The 16,861-nt window shown below is 54.4% G+C and carries 11 protein-coding genes; 3 read left to right on the forward strand and 8 right to left on the reverse strand.

Annotation, left to right across the window (positions count from 1 at the left end; genetic code table 11):
* From ispC to rpsB, 7 genes are all read right to left on the reverse strand, one after another.
* A complete protein-coding gene (gene ispC, locus ACQE3E_RS12640) occupies nt 1-1,185 on the reverse strand; it encodes a 1-deoxy-D-xylulose-5-phosphate reductoisomerase (protein WP_313730188.1) in 1,185 nt (394 codons plus the stop codon).
* Entirely contained in the window at nt 1,182-2,105 is a 924-nt protein-coding gene (locus ACQE3E_RS12645) for a phosphatidate cytidylyltransferase (RefSeq protein WP_313730187.1), read from the reverse strand. Before ACQE3E_RS12645 ends, ispC begins: the two co-directional genes overlap by 4 nt.
* A gap of 38 nt (nt 2,106-2,143) precedes the next feature.
* A complete protein-coding gene (locus ACQE3E_RS12650) occupies nt 2,144-2,908 on the reverse strand; it encodes an isoprenyl transferase (protein WP_071156278.1) in 765 nt (254 codons plus the stop codon).
* Nucleotides 2,909-2,920: 12 nt separating this feature from the next.
* A complete protein-coding gene (gene frr, locus ACQE3E_RS12655) occupies nt 2,921-3,478 on the reverse strand; it encodes a ribosome recycling factor (RefSeq protein WP_064030541.1) in 558 nt (185 codons plus the stop codon).
* Nucleotides 3,479-3,483: 5 nt separating this feature from the next.
* A complete protein-coding gene (gene pyrH, locus ACQE3E_RS12660; RefSeq protein ID WP_064030539.1) occupies nt 3,484-4,203 on the reverse strand; it encodes a UMP kinase in 720 nt (239 codons plus the stop codon).
* Nucleotides 4,204-4,344: 141 nt separating this feature from the next.
* On the reverse strand, nt 4,345-5,229 hold the full coding sequence (gene tsf / locus ACQE3E_RS12665) for a translation elongation factor Ts (protein WP_064030537.1): 885 nt from the start codon (nt 5,227-5,229) through the stop codon (nt 4,345-4,347).
* Nucleotides 5,230-5,360: 131 nt separating this feature from the next.
* Nucleotides 5,361-6,104: a 30S ribosomal protein S2 gene (gene rpsB / locus ACQE3E_RS12670; protein WP_064030535.1), complete on the reverse strand. Its 744-nt coding sequence runs from the start codon at nt 6,102-6,104 to the stop codon at nt 5,361-5,363.
* Between the two features lie 216 nt (nt 6,105-6,320).
* On the opposite strand from rpsB, the gene map reads away from it, so the two are divergent.
* Both map and glnD read left to right on the forward strand, forming a co-directional pair.
* Nucleotides 6,321-7,133: a type I methionyl aminopeptidase gene (map, locus tag ACQE3E_RS12675; RefSeq protein WP_313730186.1), complete on the forward strand. Its 813-nt coding sequence runs from the start codon at nt 6,321-6,323 to the stop codon at nt 7,131-7,133.
* 5 nt (nt 7,134-7,138) lie between these two features.
* A complete protein-coding gene (gene glnD, locus ACQE3E_RS12680) occupies nt 7,139-9,769 on the forward strand; it encodes a [protein-PII] uridylyltransferase (RefSeq protein ID WP_064030531.1) in 2,631 nt (876 codons plus the stop codon).
* Nucleotides 9,770-9,774: 5 nt separating this feature from the next.
* Here glnD and ACQE3E_RS12685 read toward each other — a convergent pair whose 3' ends face one another.
* Nucleotides 9,775-10,995 carry an FAD-dependent monooxygenase gene (locus ACQE3E_RS12685; protein ID WP_313730265.1) on the reverse strand — a complete coding sequence of 407 codons (1,221 nt, stop codon included), beginning with the start codon at nt 10,993-10,995 and terminating at the stop codon, nt 9,775-9,777.
* A 269-nt stretch (nt 10,996-11,264) separates the two neighbouring features.
* Between ACQE3E_RS12685 and ACQE3E_RS12690 the strand changes: the two genes are divergently transcribed.
* A complete protein-coding gene (locus tag ACQE3E_RS12690) occupies nt 11,265-16,745 on the forward strand; it encodes a glutamate synthase-related protein (RefSeq protein ID WP_427500599.1) in 5,481 nt (1,826 codons plus the stop codon).
* Nucleotides 16,746-16,861 lie beyond the last annotated feature (116 nt).

Consider the following 16,861-nt stretch of genomic DNA (forward strand, 5'->3'; position numbering starts at 1 on the left):
TTAGGCGGTCAATTCGGCAATGATGTCGTTAGCGACTTGCCTTGCTTGACTGTCGGCCCGCAGGATCAGTTCCAAACTATCGGCGCTGTCCGCTTGAAACCTAGCCATGCCGCGCTCGATAACTTTGGCGATATCGGTGAACTTGATTCTTTCGTTCAAGAACGCGTCGACCGCGACTTCGTTGGCGGCATTCAACACGGTCGGCATGATACCGCCGGCCTTGATCGCTTCGTAAGCCAGGCGTAGGCAGGGGAAGCGGTTTAAATCGGGCTGTTCGAAGTCCATGTGCTTAACCTCGAAGATATTCAGCGGCGCGACGCCGGAATCGAAGCGTTCCGGCCACGCCATCGCGTAGGCGATCGGCGTACGCATGTCCGGGTTGCCCATTTGCGCCAATACCGAACCGTCGACGTAATCGACCATCGAATGGATGATGCTTTGCGGATGTATTACGACTTGGATCGCATCCGGGTCCATGTTAAACAACAGACAAGCTTCGATCAGCTCCAACCCTTTATTCATCATCGTCGCCGAATCGACCGAGATTTTCCGGCCCATATCCCATTTGGGATGCGCTACCGCCTGTTCGGGCGTGACGGCATCCAGATCGGCGATCGGCGTTTGCCGAAACGGTCCGCCGGACGCGGTCAACAAAATACGTCGGGCTTGCTTGGCGGTATGCCCGGTCGTGTAACCGGCCGGCATGCATTGAAAAATGGCGTTATGTTCGCTATCGATCGGCAACAGCGTCGCACCGGAGTCGGTGATCGCTTGCATAAAAATCTGCCCGGACATCACCAAGGCTTCCTTGTTCGCCAATAACACGGTTTTTCCGGCCTTGGCGGCCGCCAGCGTCGGCAACAAACCGGCCGCGCCGACGATCGCGGCCATGACCGCGTCGACGCTATCCAGCGTTGCCACCGTTTCCAGCGCCTCGGCGCCGGCCAGCACGGTCATGTCGGCAATCGGCGACCCGGCGATTTTGGCTTTAAACGCGTCGGCATTGGCCGGGTTGGCGACGACCGCGTAATCAGGCTTATGCACCAGACATTGCTGATACAGTGCTTCAATGTTGCCGTTGGCGGTCAGCGCGACGACGCGATATTGATCGGAATGCCGCGCGACGACATCCAGCGTGCTGACGCCAATAGAACCGGTCGCGCCCAGTATGCAAATACCTTTCATGAGTAAAAAATCCGGCCGATCAATAAAATACCCGCATAGAAGAACGGTGTCGCGGCGACGATGCTGTCTATCCGGTCGAGCACGCCGCCATGACCCGGCAACAAGCTGCCGCTATCCTTGACGCCCTTGCGGCGTTTGACCAAACTGAAAAACAAATCGCCGTAGATCGAGATCAAAACGGTGAATACCGACAGCATCAACATATCGAAAAACACCAATTCGTCCAGGAACTGCATCATGCCTTCCTGGGCTTGCGCCGATTCGGTGGAAATGGTTTTACCGTAAATAAAGAAGCCTATTCCACAGACTACCGCCGAGACCAACGCACCGTACATGCCTTGTATGGTTTTGCCGGGGCTGATCTCCGGCGCCAATTTGTCGGTGCCCCATTTTTTTCCGGCGAAATAAGCGGAAATATCGGCGGCCCAGATCAACAACAATAAGTAGATCACCATGCCGGACCCGTAATAGGCGCGCAGTTTGCTCAGGAACATCCAGGCCGACATCAACACCAACCAGCCCAGGAAGGCTTGCAGGCGCGGCGAAAATTGGGCCGTCAATAGCTGCGGCCCAGTCTGGCGTATCAGCACCATGGTCAGAATCCAAAACAACACCGGCGCGAACACCAGCCATTCCAACACATCGGAATAATCTTTGATTTCCGGCCACTCCATCGCTTCGCTGAGCAACTCCAGCAATTCGGTCCAATAAGTGACGCCGAACATCGGCACGAGCATTGCGCCGAAAAACAATAGCTTACGCCCCAGGCTATCGACGCCGGTCAACGCCAGCCATTCCCAAGCGGCGATAAAGGTAATGATGGCAATAAATAACGAAAACAATAGAGCCGGTAATTTGAAGACGGCAAGGATAACCAGTGCCGCCAACACCGAGGCGGTTAAAACGCGTTTCAATAACATGAGCTGATTTTCTTATACTTATGGTTATGGAAAAATCCCTAGCGCACTTTTTGAGCAATGACCTGCTCGCCAGTGTGCCCGAAGCGACGTTGCCTGCCCTTGAAGCTGGCGATCGCTTTATCGAGCGAGGCCTGATCGAAATCCGGCCATAAGGCGTCGGTAAAATAAAATTCGGTATAGGCCGATTGCCACAGCAGAAAGTTGCTGATGCGCTCTTCCCCGCCGGTGCGAATAAACAAATCCGGCTCCGGCAAGCCGGCGGTCATTAGATGACTATCGACCAACTCTTCAGTCACGTCGGACGCTTGAATGACGCCGGCCAAAACGTCGGCGGCTATTTTACGCGCGGCTTGGGTAATATCCCAGCGTCCGCCGTAATTGGCGGCTATCAGCAGGGTCAAACCGGTATTCCGAGAGGTCTGCTGCTCGGCTGCGGCGATCTTTTGTTGCAGTTTCTCGGGAAAGGCGTGCTTGTCGCCGATGATTTTCAAGCGGATGTTGTTCTTGTCCAGTTTGTCGACTTCCGATTGCAGCGTCGCCATGAACAATTCCATCAGCAAACTGACTTCGTCCTGCGGCCGGCGCCAGTTCTCGCTACTGAACGCGAACAGCGAGAGCACTTCAATGTGCTGTTTCGCGCAATATTCGACGATTTTTCTGACCGCCTTGACACCGGCGTGATGCCCCATGATTCTAGGCATCATCCGCTTCTGCGCCCAACGACCGTTGCCGTCCATAATGATGGCTATATGACGGGGATTACCATTATCCACGACCGTTTTTTCGTTGCTGACAGCAGTCATTTCACCTCCCGATTACATCGAAAGCAGGTCGGCTTCTTTCTCTTCAAGATGCTTTTCCACTTCCTTGATGTATTGATCGGTGAGCTTTTGAATTTTATCTTCGGCCTGACGAGCGTCATCCTCCGAAATCAGCTTTTCCTTCAACGCGTCCTTGACCGCCGCATTGGCGTCTCGACGGATGTTGCGTATCGCCACCCGTCCTTGTTCGGCTTCGTTTTTGACGATCTTCACCAGATCGCGGCGGCGTTCTTCGGTCAGGGCCGGCAACGGCAAGCGTATCACCGTACCTTGAGTGGCGGGATTCAATCCCAATCCAGACGACAATATGGCTTTTTCAATAGCGCCGACCATGCTTTTTTCCCAGGGTACGACTTTCAGGGTACGCGCGTCTTCGACGGTGACGTTGGCCACTTGGGATAGCGGCGATTCCGAACCGTAATAAGACACGCTGATTTGATCCAGCAGGCTGGGATGCGCCCGCCCGGTCCGAATTTTACTGAAGGCTTTCTGCAAAGCCTCTATGCTCTTCACCATTCGGCTCGCGGCATCTTGTTGAATATCGCTGATCATTGTTATTAATTCCTCACGATTAGAGAGCCGATGTCTTCGCCGCGCATCAGGCGCATCACCGCTCCCGGCTCAAAAACATTCATGACCCGCATGGGTAAATTGTTGTCCCGGCATAAGACCAAAGCCGTGGTATCCATCACGTTCAAACGCTGGTCTATGGCTTCGTCGTAGGTCAAACGCGGGTAAAAAACCGCATCGGCCACCTTGTTGGGATCGGCGGAATACACACCCTTGACCTTGGTCGCCTTGATCATCAAATCGGCGTCGATTTCGATCGCGCGCAGACTGGCCGCGGTATCGGTGGTAAAAAACGGGTTGCCGGTACCGGCCGCGAAAATCGCCACCCGGCCTTTTTCAAGGTGACGCACGGCCCGGCGCCGGATGTAATCCTCGCAGACCTGATTAATTTTCAACGCCGTCATCACCCGCACCGGCTGACCCAGGTATTCAAGAGCGTCCTGCATCGCCAAGGCATTGATCACGGTTGCCAACATACCCATTTGATCGCCGGTCACCCGATTCAGGGATTCCGACGCCTTTTCGCCGCCGCGCAGAATATTGCCGCCGCCAATTACCAGCCCCACTTGCACGCCGGCGTCGCATAAATCCTTCACTTCGAGGGCTAAGCGTTGGACGATATCCGGATCGATACTGCCGCCCTTCTCGCTCATTAGGGCTTCGCCGCTCAACTTCAGCAAAATTCTTTGGCAAATCATTTGATTCATAATCGAACGTCCGTCGGGAGTTTCAGTTAAAGCAACGAATTGTAGAACATAACCGCGTCGAATCTCCTCGACGCGCGAACTAAGCGTAAGTTCGGGCGGAAACCGTTCTTGGCTCGGTGCCGGTTTCCGCCTCGGCGCGGCCTAGCCTCTAACTTGCGCCATAACCTCGGCCGCGAAATCTTCTTCTTTCTTCTCGATGCCTTCGCCAACTTCGAAACGAGCGAAGCGTACCGCCGAATTGCCTTTCTCTTTCAAAAGTTGGCCGACGGATTTGCTGTCGTCCTTAATAAAGGCTTGGCCTTGCAACGTAATTTCCGACAAAAACTTGTTAATGCGGCCTGAAACCATTTTTTCCACGATGTCCGCCGGCTTACCTTTGATTTTCTCTTCTTGCTGCGCCAAGAAAATTTCTTTCTCTTTTTCAAGGGTTTCCTGTGCAACTTGATCGGCGGAAATGCAAATCGGCTTGCTGGCGGCAATGTGCATCGCAATGTCTTTTCCCAATTCGGCATCCGCTTTTGCCAACTCGACGATAACGCCGATTTTGCTACCGTGCAGATAAGCCGCTTGACCGCCATCGGTGGTGGTGTATTTGACAAAACGGCGCACGGTGATGTTTTCACCAATTTTGGCAATCAATGCCCGCCGGGTTTCGTCCAAGCTGACGCCTGTACTCAACAACATGGCTTGCAAATCTTCGTCGCTATTGACATTGCTGTTCAGCAAGCTGTTGACCACATCGCTGGTGAATCCAATAAAGTCTTCACCCTTGGCCACGAAATCGGTTTCGCAGTTGACGTCGGCCATCACCACGGTTTTGCCGTCTTCGGAGACTTTGACGCCGATAATGCCTTCGGCCGCGATACGGCCGGACTTTTTATCGGCCTTGGCCAAACCTGCCTTACGCATGTTTTCGACTGCCAATTCCATATCGCCGTTGGCCTCGACCAGGGCCTTCTTGCATTCCATCATGCCGGAACCGGTACGCTCACGCAGTTCCTTGACCATCGCCGCACTTATACTCATCGTTATTTCCTCAAGTTTATTAACTAAAAAAACGCCTCACTAAGGAGGCGTTTAAAAGACATACGGTACCGGACGCAAATCAAGCACCCGGGAGGGTCCGGCGACAGGGCCGGACACTATCGAAAGTTTGCTTACGCTTCCGCTACGACTTCTTCGACGAAGTCGTCGGACTTGCCGCCGGCATCCATCCGCAAGGCTTTAGCTTCCAAAATCGCCGCGGCCGCACTTTGGCAATACAGGGTAACGGCGCGTATCGAGTCGTCATTACCGGGAATGACGTAATCAATGTTGTCTGGAGAGTTGTTCGAATCGACAACGCCAACCACTGGAATGCCCAATTTCTTGGCTTCCATAATGGCATTTTTTTCGTATCCGACATCCAAAACAAAAATCGCATCGGGTATGCCGCGCATATCCTTAATACCGCCCAAGCTACGCTCCAGTTTATCCAGCTCGCGCTCCATGCCCAGGGCTTCTTTTTTGCTGAAGCGTTGATACAGTGTGCCGTCGGCTTTCATCGCTTCCAGTTCCTTCAAGCGATTGATCGATTTCTTAATGGTCTTGAAGTTGGTCAACATGCCGCCCAACCACCGATGGTTGACATAAGGCATGCCGCAACGCGCCGCTTCTTCAGCCACGACTTTACGGGCAGCTTTTTTGGTACCCACGAACAATATGGTACCTTTATTAGCGGTCATTTGACCTAAATAGTTCATCGCATCGTTGAACAACGGCAAGGTGTGTTCCAGATTGATGATATGAATTTTGTTACGAGCTCCAAACAAATATGAAGCCATTTTGGGGTTCCAGTAACGGGTTTGGTGACCGAAGTGCACACCCGCTTCCAGCATTTGACGCATTGACACTGCTGCCATTTACTTCTCCTAAAATTGCCGAATAATTCGGCGTTGGGTTACGCCTCCACTGATCCCGACCGGTGACCCGACTTTTCTAAAAAGGCGAGCACCCCACCGATCGTGTCGATAAGTGTGAGTATTGGTTACTTGGTGAACTTACCTTTATACCATGATCGCGTTTTCCCAACAAGCTTAAACCTGCTAGACTGCGCTGCCTTAGCGGCGCACTCCGCGATGCGATCCGGCGCAGCTCCTTGTTTTTTCAACTATTACAACCCTCGAATGACTATCAGCATTAAGAACGCCGACGAAATCGCCAAAATGCGCGTGGCCGGAAAATTAGCCGCCGAAGTACTGGAAATGATTGCACCGCATGTCGTTGCCGGCGTGACCACCGAAGCGCTCGATAAAATTTGCCATGATTACATCGTGGACGTTCAACACGCCGTACCGGCACCACTGAATTATCGCGGCTTTCCGAAATCGATCTGCACGTCGGTCAATCACCAAATCTGCCACGGCATTCCGAGCGAAAAGAAACTAAAAAACGGTGACATCGTCAATGTCGATATCACGGTCATCAAGGATGGCTACCATGGCGACACCAGCAAAATGTTTTGCATCGGCGATGTCAGCCCGCACGCCAAGCGCCTGGTGGACGTCACGCGCGAATGCCTGATGCTGGGGATTGCCGAAGTCCGCCCCGGCAAGCATTTTGGAGACATTGGGCATTCGATTCAAAAACATGCGGAGGCCCATCGTTATTCGGTGGTCAGAGAGTTCTGCGGGCACGGCATCGGCAAACAATTTCACGAAGAACCCCACGTCATGCATTTCGGTAAGCAGGGCGAAGGTGCGATGTTCGAGCCAGGCATGATTTTCACGATAGAGCCGATGATCAACCTCGGCAAGCGCCACATGAAAATCCTCGGTGACGGCTGGACCGCAGTCACCAAGGATCACAGCCTTTCAGCACAATGGGAACACACGATTCTGGTCACCGAAACCGGCCACGAAATACTCACCCTGCGGCAAGAAGAGCTGTGAAAGGCATGTGGTTTTCCGAAAACGACTTTCTGAGTTGTTTCGGCGAAGAGAATCCGGTTGCCTCGTTCAAAAGCGCCATCGCCAAGGAAAACGCACATTTAAAGCTTCGCTTCAATCCCGATAAAGCAACCACCGGACTACTGACCGAGAAAGCCCATTTTATCGACAACTTGCTGCAAGCCTGCTGGAAGCACTTCATGGGAGCTTGCGATACTCACCACGGCTTGGTGGCGACCGGCGGTTACGGGCGCGGCGAACTGTTCCCCTACTCAGACATCGATATATTGGTACTACTGGACCCTGCTTGTGCCGAAGATTATCGGGAAGCCGTCGCCGGGTTTGCCAACTTCCTTTGGGACATTGGCCTAAAACCCGGACTAAGCACCCGCAGCGTTGCCGAATGTCTACAAGCCGCGGCAGCCGACCAAACCGTGTTTACCAGCTTGCTGGAGATGCGTCTGATCGCCGGCAGCACAACGTTATTCGAAACCTTGAAACAGCAAGTAAATTCCGACACGCTCTGGCCGTCCGAAAAATTCTTTCCGGCCAAACTCAGCGAACAAGAACGCCGCTACGCCAAGTTTCACGACACCGCTTACAATCTTGAACCCAACATCAAGGAAGGCCCCGGAGGCCTGCGGGATCTGCAAGTCATCAGTTGGGTATTCAAACACCACTACAAAGCCGCGTCGCTACGCGAACTCATCAAATACGGCTTTCTACCCAAATCCGAATACGACAATCTGATCACTGCCCGCGACATACTCTGGCGTTTGCGATTTGCGCTGCACAACCTGACCGGCCGCTGCGAAGACCGTTTGCTGTTCGATTATCAACGCGAGCTCGCCGCCCAACTCGGCTATTTCGACGCGAACGACCAGCCGGATGTCGAGCAATTCATGCAATTTTTCTTCAAGACCGTCGTCGATATCGAGCGACTCAACGAAATGCTGTTGCAATTGCTCAACGAAAAACTGATCAGCAACAAGGAAAGCTTGAATCCGATCCCGATTACCGCGAATTTTTCGTCGATCGACGGCTACCTGGAGGCCTCCAACAAAGATGTTTTTCAAAAACAACCGCTGGCGTTACTGGAAATATTCTTGATTTTGCAACAATCGCCGTCGCTAAAAGGTATCCGCGCCAGCACGATACGGTTAATCCGAAAAAGCTTGCCCTTGATCGACGAAGAATTCCGGCAAAACAAGCGCGCCAACCGTTTGTTTATGGACATACTGCGACAACCGCGCGGCATCACCCACCAGCTCAAGCGTATGAACCGCTATGGGATACTGGCGGCCTACTTGCCGGACTTCGCCAATATTGTTGCCCGCATGCAGTACGACTTGTTTCATATCTACACGGTCGACGAGCATACGCTGTTCGTGATTCGTAACCTGCGCCGCTTTTCGCTGGCCAAGCACAACAAGGAATTACCGTTTTGCAACAATATTTTCCTGCTGATTTCCAAGCCGGAAATTTTGTATATCGCCGCGTTGTTTCACGACATCGCCAAAGGTCGCGGCGGAGACCATTCGACATTGGGCGAAACCATCGCCCGCCAGTTTTGCCAACAGCACGAGCTGCCCAGCTCTGACACCAAGATCATCACTTGGCTGGTTCGCAACCATTTGCTGATGTCCATGACCGCCCAGCGCAAGGACATCAGCGATCCCGACATCATTCACGACTTCGCGCTGCATGTCGGCAGCATCGAATACCTGAACTACCTGTATCTGCTGACCGTGGCCGACATTAGGGCGACCAATCCCAGCCTTTGGAATGCCTGGAAAGACGCGTTACTAAAAGAACTGTATATTTCGACACATCAGGCGCTGCATCGCGGTCTGCTCAATCCGATGGCCAGATCGGAACGCCTTGAGGAAAACCGCAAGGAAGCCCGAGAGGAATTGATAAAGCTCGGTTTATCGCCGACATCGATAGAACGTTCTTGGCAACACGTCAGCGACGATTATTTTTTACGATACTCCGGCGACGAAATCGCTTGGCATACGGTCGCGATTGCCGCCTGCCACGACCACGAATTGCCCCTGGTGCTGTTGCGCCCGCAAACCCTGCGCGGCAGCGCGGAAATCTTCGTGTACGCCCGCAACGAAGTTCAGATTTTTTCGATCTGCACCGCGACGCTCGATCAATTAGGCCTCACCATCCTCGACGCGCGGATCATCACGACCGCCGACCAATACGTCCTGAACAGCTTTCAAGTCTTGGAACAGTCCGGCAAACCGATTACCGATTTGCACCGGGAGGTGCATATCTGCACATCATTACGTCACGGACTGCTAACCAAGACCGTCAAATCATCTAAAAACATCCACAAGCAATCGCGGCAAGCCAAGCATTTCCCAATCAAAACCACGCTGACCTATCTGGAAAATCCGTCGCATAAACATACGATACTGGAATTGGTAACAACCGACAGAGCCGGTTTGTTGTCGACGATCGGCCGCGCCTTTACCGAACAAAACATCCAGCTGCACGACGCGAAAATCACCACAATAGGCAGCCGAGCCGAGGATATGTTTTACATTAGCGCACTGGACGGCACGCCCATTACCGATCAGCACCAGCGACAAGCGTTGCGCGATACCATACTGCAACTACTGAGCGGCTAAATGCGCTAACCCAATAACAAACGTTCGCCGCGAGCCAATTTTGGCAGCCGACCTTCCAATCCCATCGCCGCCCTCATCACCTTATTCCGAGCCGGAGAGATACGTTGCGCCAACCCGAGGCCCAAATTACGTAAAACCTTTAAAGGCAAGATGTCGTTGCTAAACGATTGATAAAACACATCCATCACCGTCATCATTTTCAGATTTTCGTTACGGCGCATCCGTTCATAGCGCTGCAATACGGCCGAATCGCCGATCGCCTTGCCCTGTTTGCCGGCTTCGATCAGCACTTCGGCCAGCGCGGCGGCATCCAACAAACCGATATTGACGCCTTGACCCGCCAGGGGATTGATCATGTGCGCGGCATCGCCCACCAAGGCGACGCCTTGCTTGAAGTAATGCTGTGCATGTTGGCGCCGTAACGGAAAACTGGCGACACCCAACACTCGCTGGATTTCCCCGAGACAATCCGGGAAGGCTCCCGTCAGTTCGCGCTTCAAGTCTTCGACGGGCAATGCCTGCAAACGCTTAACTTCGTCGGGCGAGTTATACCAAACCAGAGACGCAAAATGGCCGGTCAGCGGCAGGAAAGCTTGCGGTCCGGACGGGACAAAGCGTTGCCAGGTGATATCTTGTTGGGGATATTGAGTCTCGACGTAGATCACCAGCGCATGCTGGTTATAATCCCAACTGGTGACCCCAAGCCCAACCGCTTGCCTAACCCTGGAATGACCTCCATCGGCCCCGACCAACATGTTTGTGGCGATTTTGGTGCCATCGGCCAACGTCAATTCCGTCCGGCCTGCTAGATAGTCGATAGCCTCGATCGAACACGGCGCGAGCAGCTCGATATTAGCGAAATCCGGCAAGCGCTCCAGCAAGGCCAACTGGGTGACGCGATTTTCGACAATGTAACCCAACTCCGACGCATTGATATCCTTACTGTTGAAGGTGGTGTCGCCCGCTGTTTCCCAAACGCGCATGCGCTGAAAAGGGCAGCATCGCTTGGACTCGACACCCTGCCAAGCGCCCACCATCTCGAGTATGGTTTTGGACGCAATACTCAACGCAGACACCCTTAAATCGTGCGGTTGTTCCGGCGCAAACGGTTCCGGCAAACGGTTTTCGAGCAGAGCCACCTTCAAGGCGCTACCGCCCAGACAGCAGGCGACCGCCGCACCCACCATTCCGCCACCCACAATTACTACATCGTATTGTTGTTTCATCATTTTTTATAGTGTGTTGCCGTTTATGCAATGGATTTGAAGCCGGCTTGGCCGGCCCCAGGAATGACAGGCTCTAGCGCGCATGGTATCATTGGAAAGTTTCACCAACCGAAAGCCACCTTGGCCAACGAGAACTGGTTGCGACGACTAGCGCAAAGCGAACTTCTCAAATATAGTGACTCTATCACGCGGTCGATTTAAAAACCATAAACCTGCCGGCAGGCCACTTCGGGTGGTTCATTAATCAGGAAGACAGGATCTGGATAGCTATGAATACACACGCCCAGAAAAACAACACATTCATGCTCTACGACGCGGACTTATCGCAAGACAGTTGCGGCGTGGGCTTCATCACGCGCAAGGATAGCAAACAGACTCACGAGTTATTGCTGAAGTCGCACGAGGCCTTATGCACGATCCCGCATCGCGGCGGCATGAGCGCCGAGGGCATCGGCGACGGCGCCGGCGTGAATATCGACCTGTCTTTGAAGTTTTTCCGCAAGGTCACCGGCGATGCAACGCTGGAACTGGGTCAATTCGGCGTCGCCAACTTCTTCTTCCCGGAAGATCACGCCCATTACGATTCCGAAGCACAAAAACTGGTCGAAGAACATCTGAAGGAATTCGATCTGCCGGTCATCAAGTGGCGTGAGGTGCCGGTCGACCATTCGGTCTTGAATACAGCCTCTGTCAAGGCTCAACTACCGATCAAACAACTGATTTTCGGCCGCCCCGCATCGTTGAAGGATGCTAGCCACGAGCTGTTCGAAAAACATATTCAGCAAGCGCTGCTGACCATCGAAGTCGACGGTTTCGGCCGCCCGGAATTGCGCGGATTTTATCCGCTATCGATGAGCTCGCGCACCCAGGTTTACAAAGGCCGCCTGAATTCGTTTGAAGTTATCCCATACTTTATCGACCTATACGACGCCGACCACGAAATCAGCACGCTGTTTTTCCACACCCGCTTTTCGACCAATACCGCGCCGGCGACGATGATGGCCCAACCGTTCCGCTACATGGCCCACAACGGCGAGTTGAATACCGACAAGAAAAACCGTCTCAGCGAAAACGCCATTGCCCGGCAAAATAACAAACACATCGTATTTCCGTGCGGCCAGTCCGATTCCGGCCGCCTCGACCAAACCCTGACTCGCCGCATCAACGAAGACGAACTCGACATCGTCACGGCGATTCTGGCGATGATGCCGCCAGCCTGGGAAAACGACCCTACTTTGTCCGATGACGTGCGCGCGATGCTGGAATATTTCAGCTTGTACGAAGAGAAAAACGACGGTCCGGCGGCGCTGATCTTCAATGACGGCGTCCGTGTCGGCGCTCGCCTCGACCGTCTCGGGCTACGCCCGTTGCGTTCGGTGGAAACCCAAGAATATTTGGCGGTGATGTCGGAGGCCGGCCAGATCGATTTCCCGCCGGAACAAGTTCTGCGCCGCGGCCGGATCGAAGCCGGCGGGATGCTGTATTTCGATCACGGCACCGGCGAGTCGTACAACAGCCGCCAGGTCATGGAACGCCTGGCGAAACAGAAAGATTACAAAGCTCTGTTGGCCCAGCGTTGCGTTCACATGAACGAACTGCCGAAAGTCGAATTGTCCGACATCGGCAACGACCACGAACTAAACATTGATCAACGCCATACCGCCTATTCGCTGAATCAGGAAAGCTTCAAATTCCTGCTTGATCCGATACTGCAAACCGGTTTGGAAAAAGTGTCCGCGATGGGTTACGGCCTGACTCCGAATGCGCTCAGCGCGGCCGAAGGCGGCATGTCGCGCTATTTTAGCCAACGTTTCGCCCAGGTCACCAACCCACCGTTGGATTCGTTGCGCGAGAGCGACGGTATGACCCTACGCGTCGCGCTGGGTGCGAAACCTACCTTCGCGCCGCCGACCAGCAAGCAATTGATGGTCGACTCGCCGATCCTGCAACGCACCCAGCTTGAGCAAATCCGTCGGCAAAACCAAGTTAGAACCGTCACCCTGGACGCGCTGTACACCCCGAATTTCGACGATGCCGACCAAAACGAGCTGGCTCTGGAACAAGCCCTGCTCGCGGTGTGCGAACAAGTGGAACAGGCCGCGCGCAACCACACCGGCATCATCATCCTTAGCGATGCCAATATCGGCAAAACCAAGGCAGCGATCCCAGCCCTGCTAATGATTGCCGCCGCCAATCAGCATTTGGTCAAACAAGGCTTGCGCTTCAACTCGTCTATCGTCATGGAAACCGGTCAAGCCGCCAGCCCCCACGACGTTGCGACCATACTGGGGTTCGGAGCGTCGGCGATTTGTCCGCTAAGCGTGCATAACCGGGTGATGACCGAATACGGCGACGAGGCGGGCCGCAAGAAAGCCTTGTACAACTTCCAGAAAGGCGTCGAAAAATCGCTGATGAAAACCATGGGCAAGTTCGGATTGTGCACCGTGGAAAGCTACATTGGCGGCGAGTTCTTCGAATCCAACTATCTGGACACCGACGAGCCGAAACTGAACGCCTACTTCCCCAACATCAACTCGTCGGTCGGCGGCGTGCGCTACGCCGACATCGCCGCCAGCAACACCGAATGGCACCACAAGGCGCTGTCGGTGCAAGGCGAGAACGACATTCCGTTCCTGGGCCTGTTCAAGGAACGTCAGGACGGTGCCGGCCACACCTTCGGCAATACCGCGGTACGCGAATACATCGCGATGACCGACGAACCTATTTTATATATAGCGCGGGAGCAGGCTAACGAAGCGAGCGACACCGCTTACCGCGATTTCGGCTACGATAAACGCACGCCGGAGCAGATCGATGCCTTCGGCATTACCCCTGCGTATCGCAGCTTCGCTCGCAATTTGACGCTGGAACGCGCCAATCGCCCCGCCGCGTTGCGCGATGTGATGGAGTTTCCGGTCGACATCAGCGCCGCCGACACCCAAGCCGAATTCGATCGCCTGTTGGGCAGCCAAAATCTGCTTGGCAACAACAATTTTCTGGTTCGGGGCCTGAAAGTCAACCAAATAGATAATTCGGTTTTCAATGTTAATTTTACTGAAAATAGCGGTAAAACCCGTCTGGAACCGCTAGCGGCACATCTGAAAGCCCGTTTCTCCAGCCGGGATTTCAGCATCAATATCGAAACGGATACGCTAAAAGTAGTGGTCAACGATGGCGACAGTTTGATCTACCGCTATTTGAGTAACGTCCGCACTGCCCGCGAGCGTCTGGATTTGAGTCAAGTCCAACCGGCTCACGAAATTACTCCGACGTTCGCCTCCGGCGCGATGAGTCACGGCGCCTTGCTGGCCGAAGCTCACGAAGCCGTCGCCCAAGGCACCAATATCGCCGGCGCCATGAGCAACTCCGGCGAAGGCGGCGAACATTCCAGCCGCTTCGGCACCCTCCGTTCCAGCAAAATCAAACAGTTTGCGTCCGGCCGCTTTGGCGTCTGGGCCGGCTATCTGGCCGACCCTAATCTGGAAGAAATCGAAATCAAGATCGGCCAGGGCGCCAAACCCGGTGAAGGCGGTCAATTGCCCGCGCCGAAAGTGTCGGTCGAAATCGCCGCACTGCGCGGCGGCACCCCCAAAGTCGAGTTGGTCAGCCCGCCACCCCACCACGACACCTACTCCATCGAAGACTTGGGCCAATTGATTCACGACGCCAAAGCCGCTCGCGTCCGCGTGGTCGTTAAACTGGTGTCGTCTGAAGGCATAGGCACTATCGCGGTCGGCGTCGCCAAAGCCGGTGCCGACGTCATCAACGTCGCCGGCAATACCGGCGGTACCGGCGCGGCGGCGGTCACCAGCCTGAAAAACACCGGCCGTTCGCCGGAAATCGGCATCGCCGAAGTGCATCAAGCGCTGGCCGTCAACGGCTTGCGCGATAAAGTGATCCTGCGTTGTAGCGCAGCCCATCAAAACGGCGCCGACGTGGTCAAATCCGCGATTCTCGGCGGCGACTCCTTCGAGTTCGGCACGACCGCGCTGATGATGTTGCGTTGTGTGATGGCGAAAAATTGCAACATTCGCTGCCCGGCCGGCCTAACCACCGCGCATGAAGAATTCAAGGGCGATCCGCGCGTATTGGCGCAATTCTTTATGAATTTGGCCCACGAAGTCCGCGAGATCCTCGCCGACCTGGGCTACACCAGCCTGAAGGAAATTCGCGGTAAAACCGAATTGCTGCATTTGATCGACCACCCAAGCATGGTTGGTCAAATTCATCTGCAAAAATTGCTGGCGGAAGTCCACGAAGTCAAAATAGCCCGACCAGTCTATCTGGAAAAAGACTTTGCTATCGACGACCGCATTTTCCCGCAAGTCAAAACCGCGTTGTTCCAGCGAGGTCTGAAGCAAGTCGTTATCGAAGGTGACGAGTTCAAGCTCAACAACCGCAATAAAACCGTCGGCGGCCAAACCGCGATCGACCTTGAGCGCTTTTTGGCCTACGAAATGAGCGCCGAACAAGCCGCCGCATCCAAAATCGTGTACACCAACCAGCACGGCCGGCGCTATCTCGCCGACGACACGATCATCGTCCGTACCCACGGCTCCGCAGGCCAAAGCTATGCGGCCTTTAATAACGACGGCATGCGCATGGAACACACCGGCACCTGCAACGACGGTGTCGGTAAAACCGCGTGCGGCGGAGTTATCGTCATCAAATCGCCCGGTGGCGGGTCTAAGCTGCCCGGCGAAAACGTGCTGATCGGCAATTTCGCGTTATTCGGCGCATCCGGCGGCAAAACCTTCATCAACGGCGAGGCCGGCGACCGCTTCGCAGTGCGCAACTCCGGGGCGATGGCCGTCGTCGAAGGCGTCGGCGACTTCGCTTGCGAATACATGATCAATGGCGCGGTGTTGAATTTAGGCGGCTTCGGCAAAGGTTTCTGCACCGGCATGTCCGGCGGCAATGCCTACCAATACGACCCGGAAAATCGTCTGGAAGACCTGTACGACGCCACGTCCGTGTCTATCCACGGCCTCACCGACGGCAGTGAGCTCGCGGCCAGCCATGAACAGTTCGTTCTGTACATGCTGGAACAACATATCGAACACACCGGCTCGGAAAAAGCGAAAACGATTCTGAACAATTGGACAAACGAGCGCCAGCACTTCAAATTCGCGCTGCCGTTGTGGTTGAATCGCACCCAAACTGCTGAGTTTCTCAGTAAATCGATGGATCGCAAGGCCATGATCGAAGAATTATCGGTCGCCCTCGCCCAGCAGCAAATCGAGCAAATCAAACAGGCTTACACCCTTGATAAGGCCCTGTTCGATGGCGCGATTCCCGCTTACGGCGAAACCGACGGCGAATTGACCTTGAAATTGATCAATAGCTACGCGGTCATCGACAAGGCGCAACAAATCTCCCGAGACCAGCTCCAAAAAGCAGGGCAAACCGCCACGCCGGCACAGGTCGATCAACAGGCCCGCAAACTGGTGATGGAACGGCCACGCAAGTTACAAGACGCGCTGATCAAAAATATCCGCGAGGCCTATAGTCAATACGACGACGGTCAATTAGCGGCATTGATGGCGGCAAAGCGCCTGAACGATTACAAGACCACGCTGATGCTGCGCGATGTACAAAGCATCTACTCGATCGGTTCGACTGCCTGGATCATCGAGCAAGACCGTGTCAATCGCGCGGCATTGGTCAACTTACCTTCGGTCGACAAAAACCTGGCCAGCCTGGAAAGCCTGACCATCGTCCAAAACATGCTGGAATGCGAGGCAGCGTAACCGAAATCGAAGTGGACCAGGTTAACCTAGGCCGCAGTCCGGCTATCTCGCCTTTGCGCCGGGTAGCGTTCCACTCGATCCAAGCTACGTTGATTTATATAGAGACCGGACCGGCG

The organism is Methylomonas sp. MED-D (assembly GCF_050276835.1).
Taxonomy (GTDB): Bacteria; Pseudomonadota; Gammaproteobacteria; order Methylococcales; family Methylomonadaceae; genus Methylomonas; species Methylomonas koyamae_A.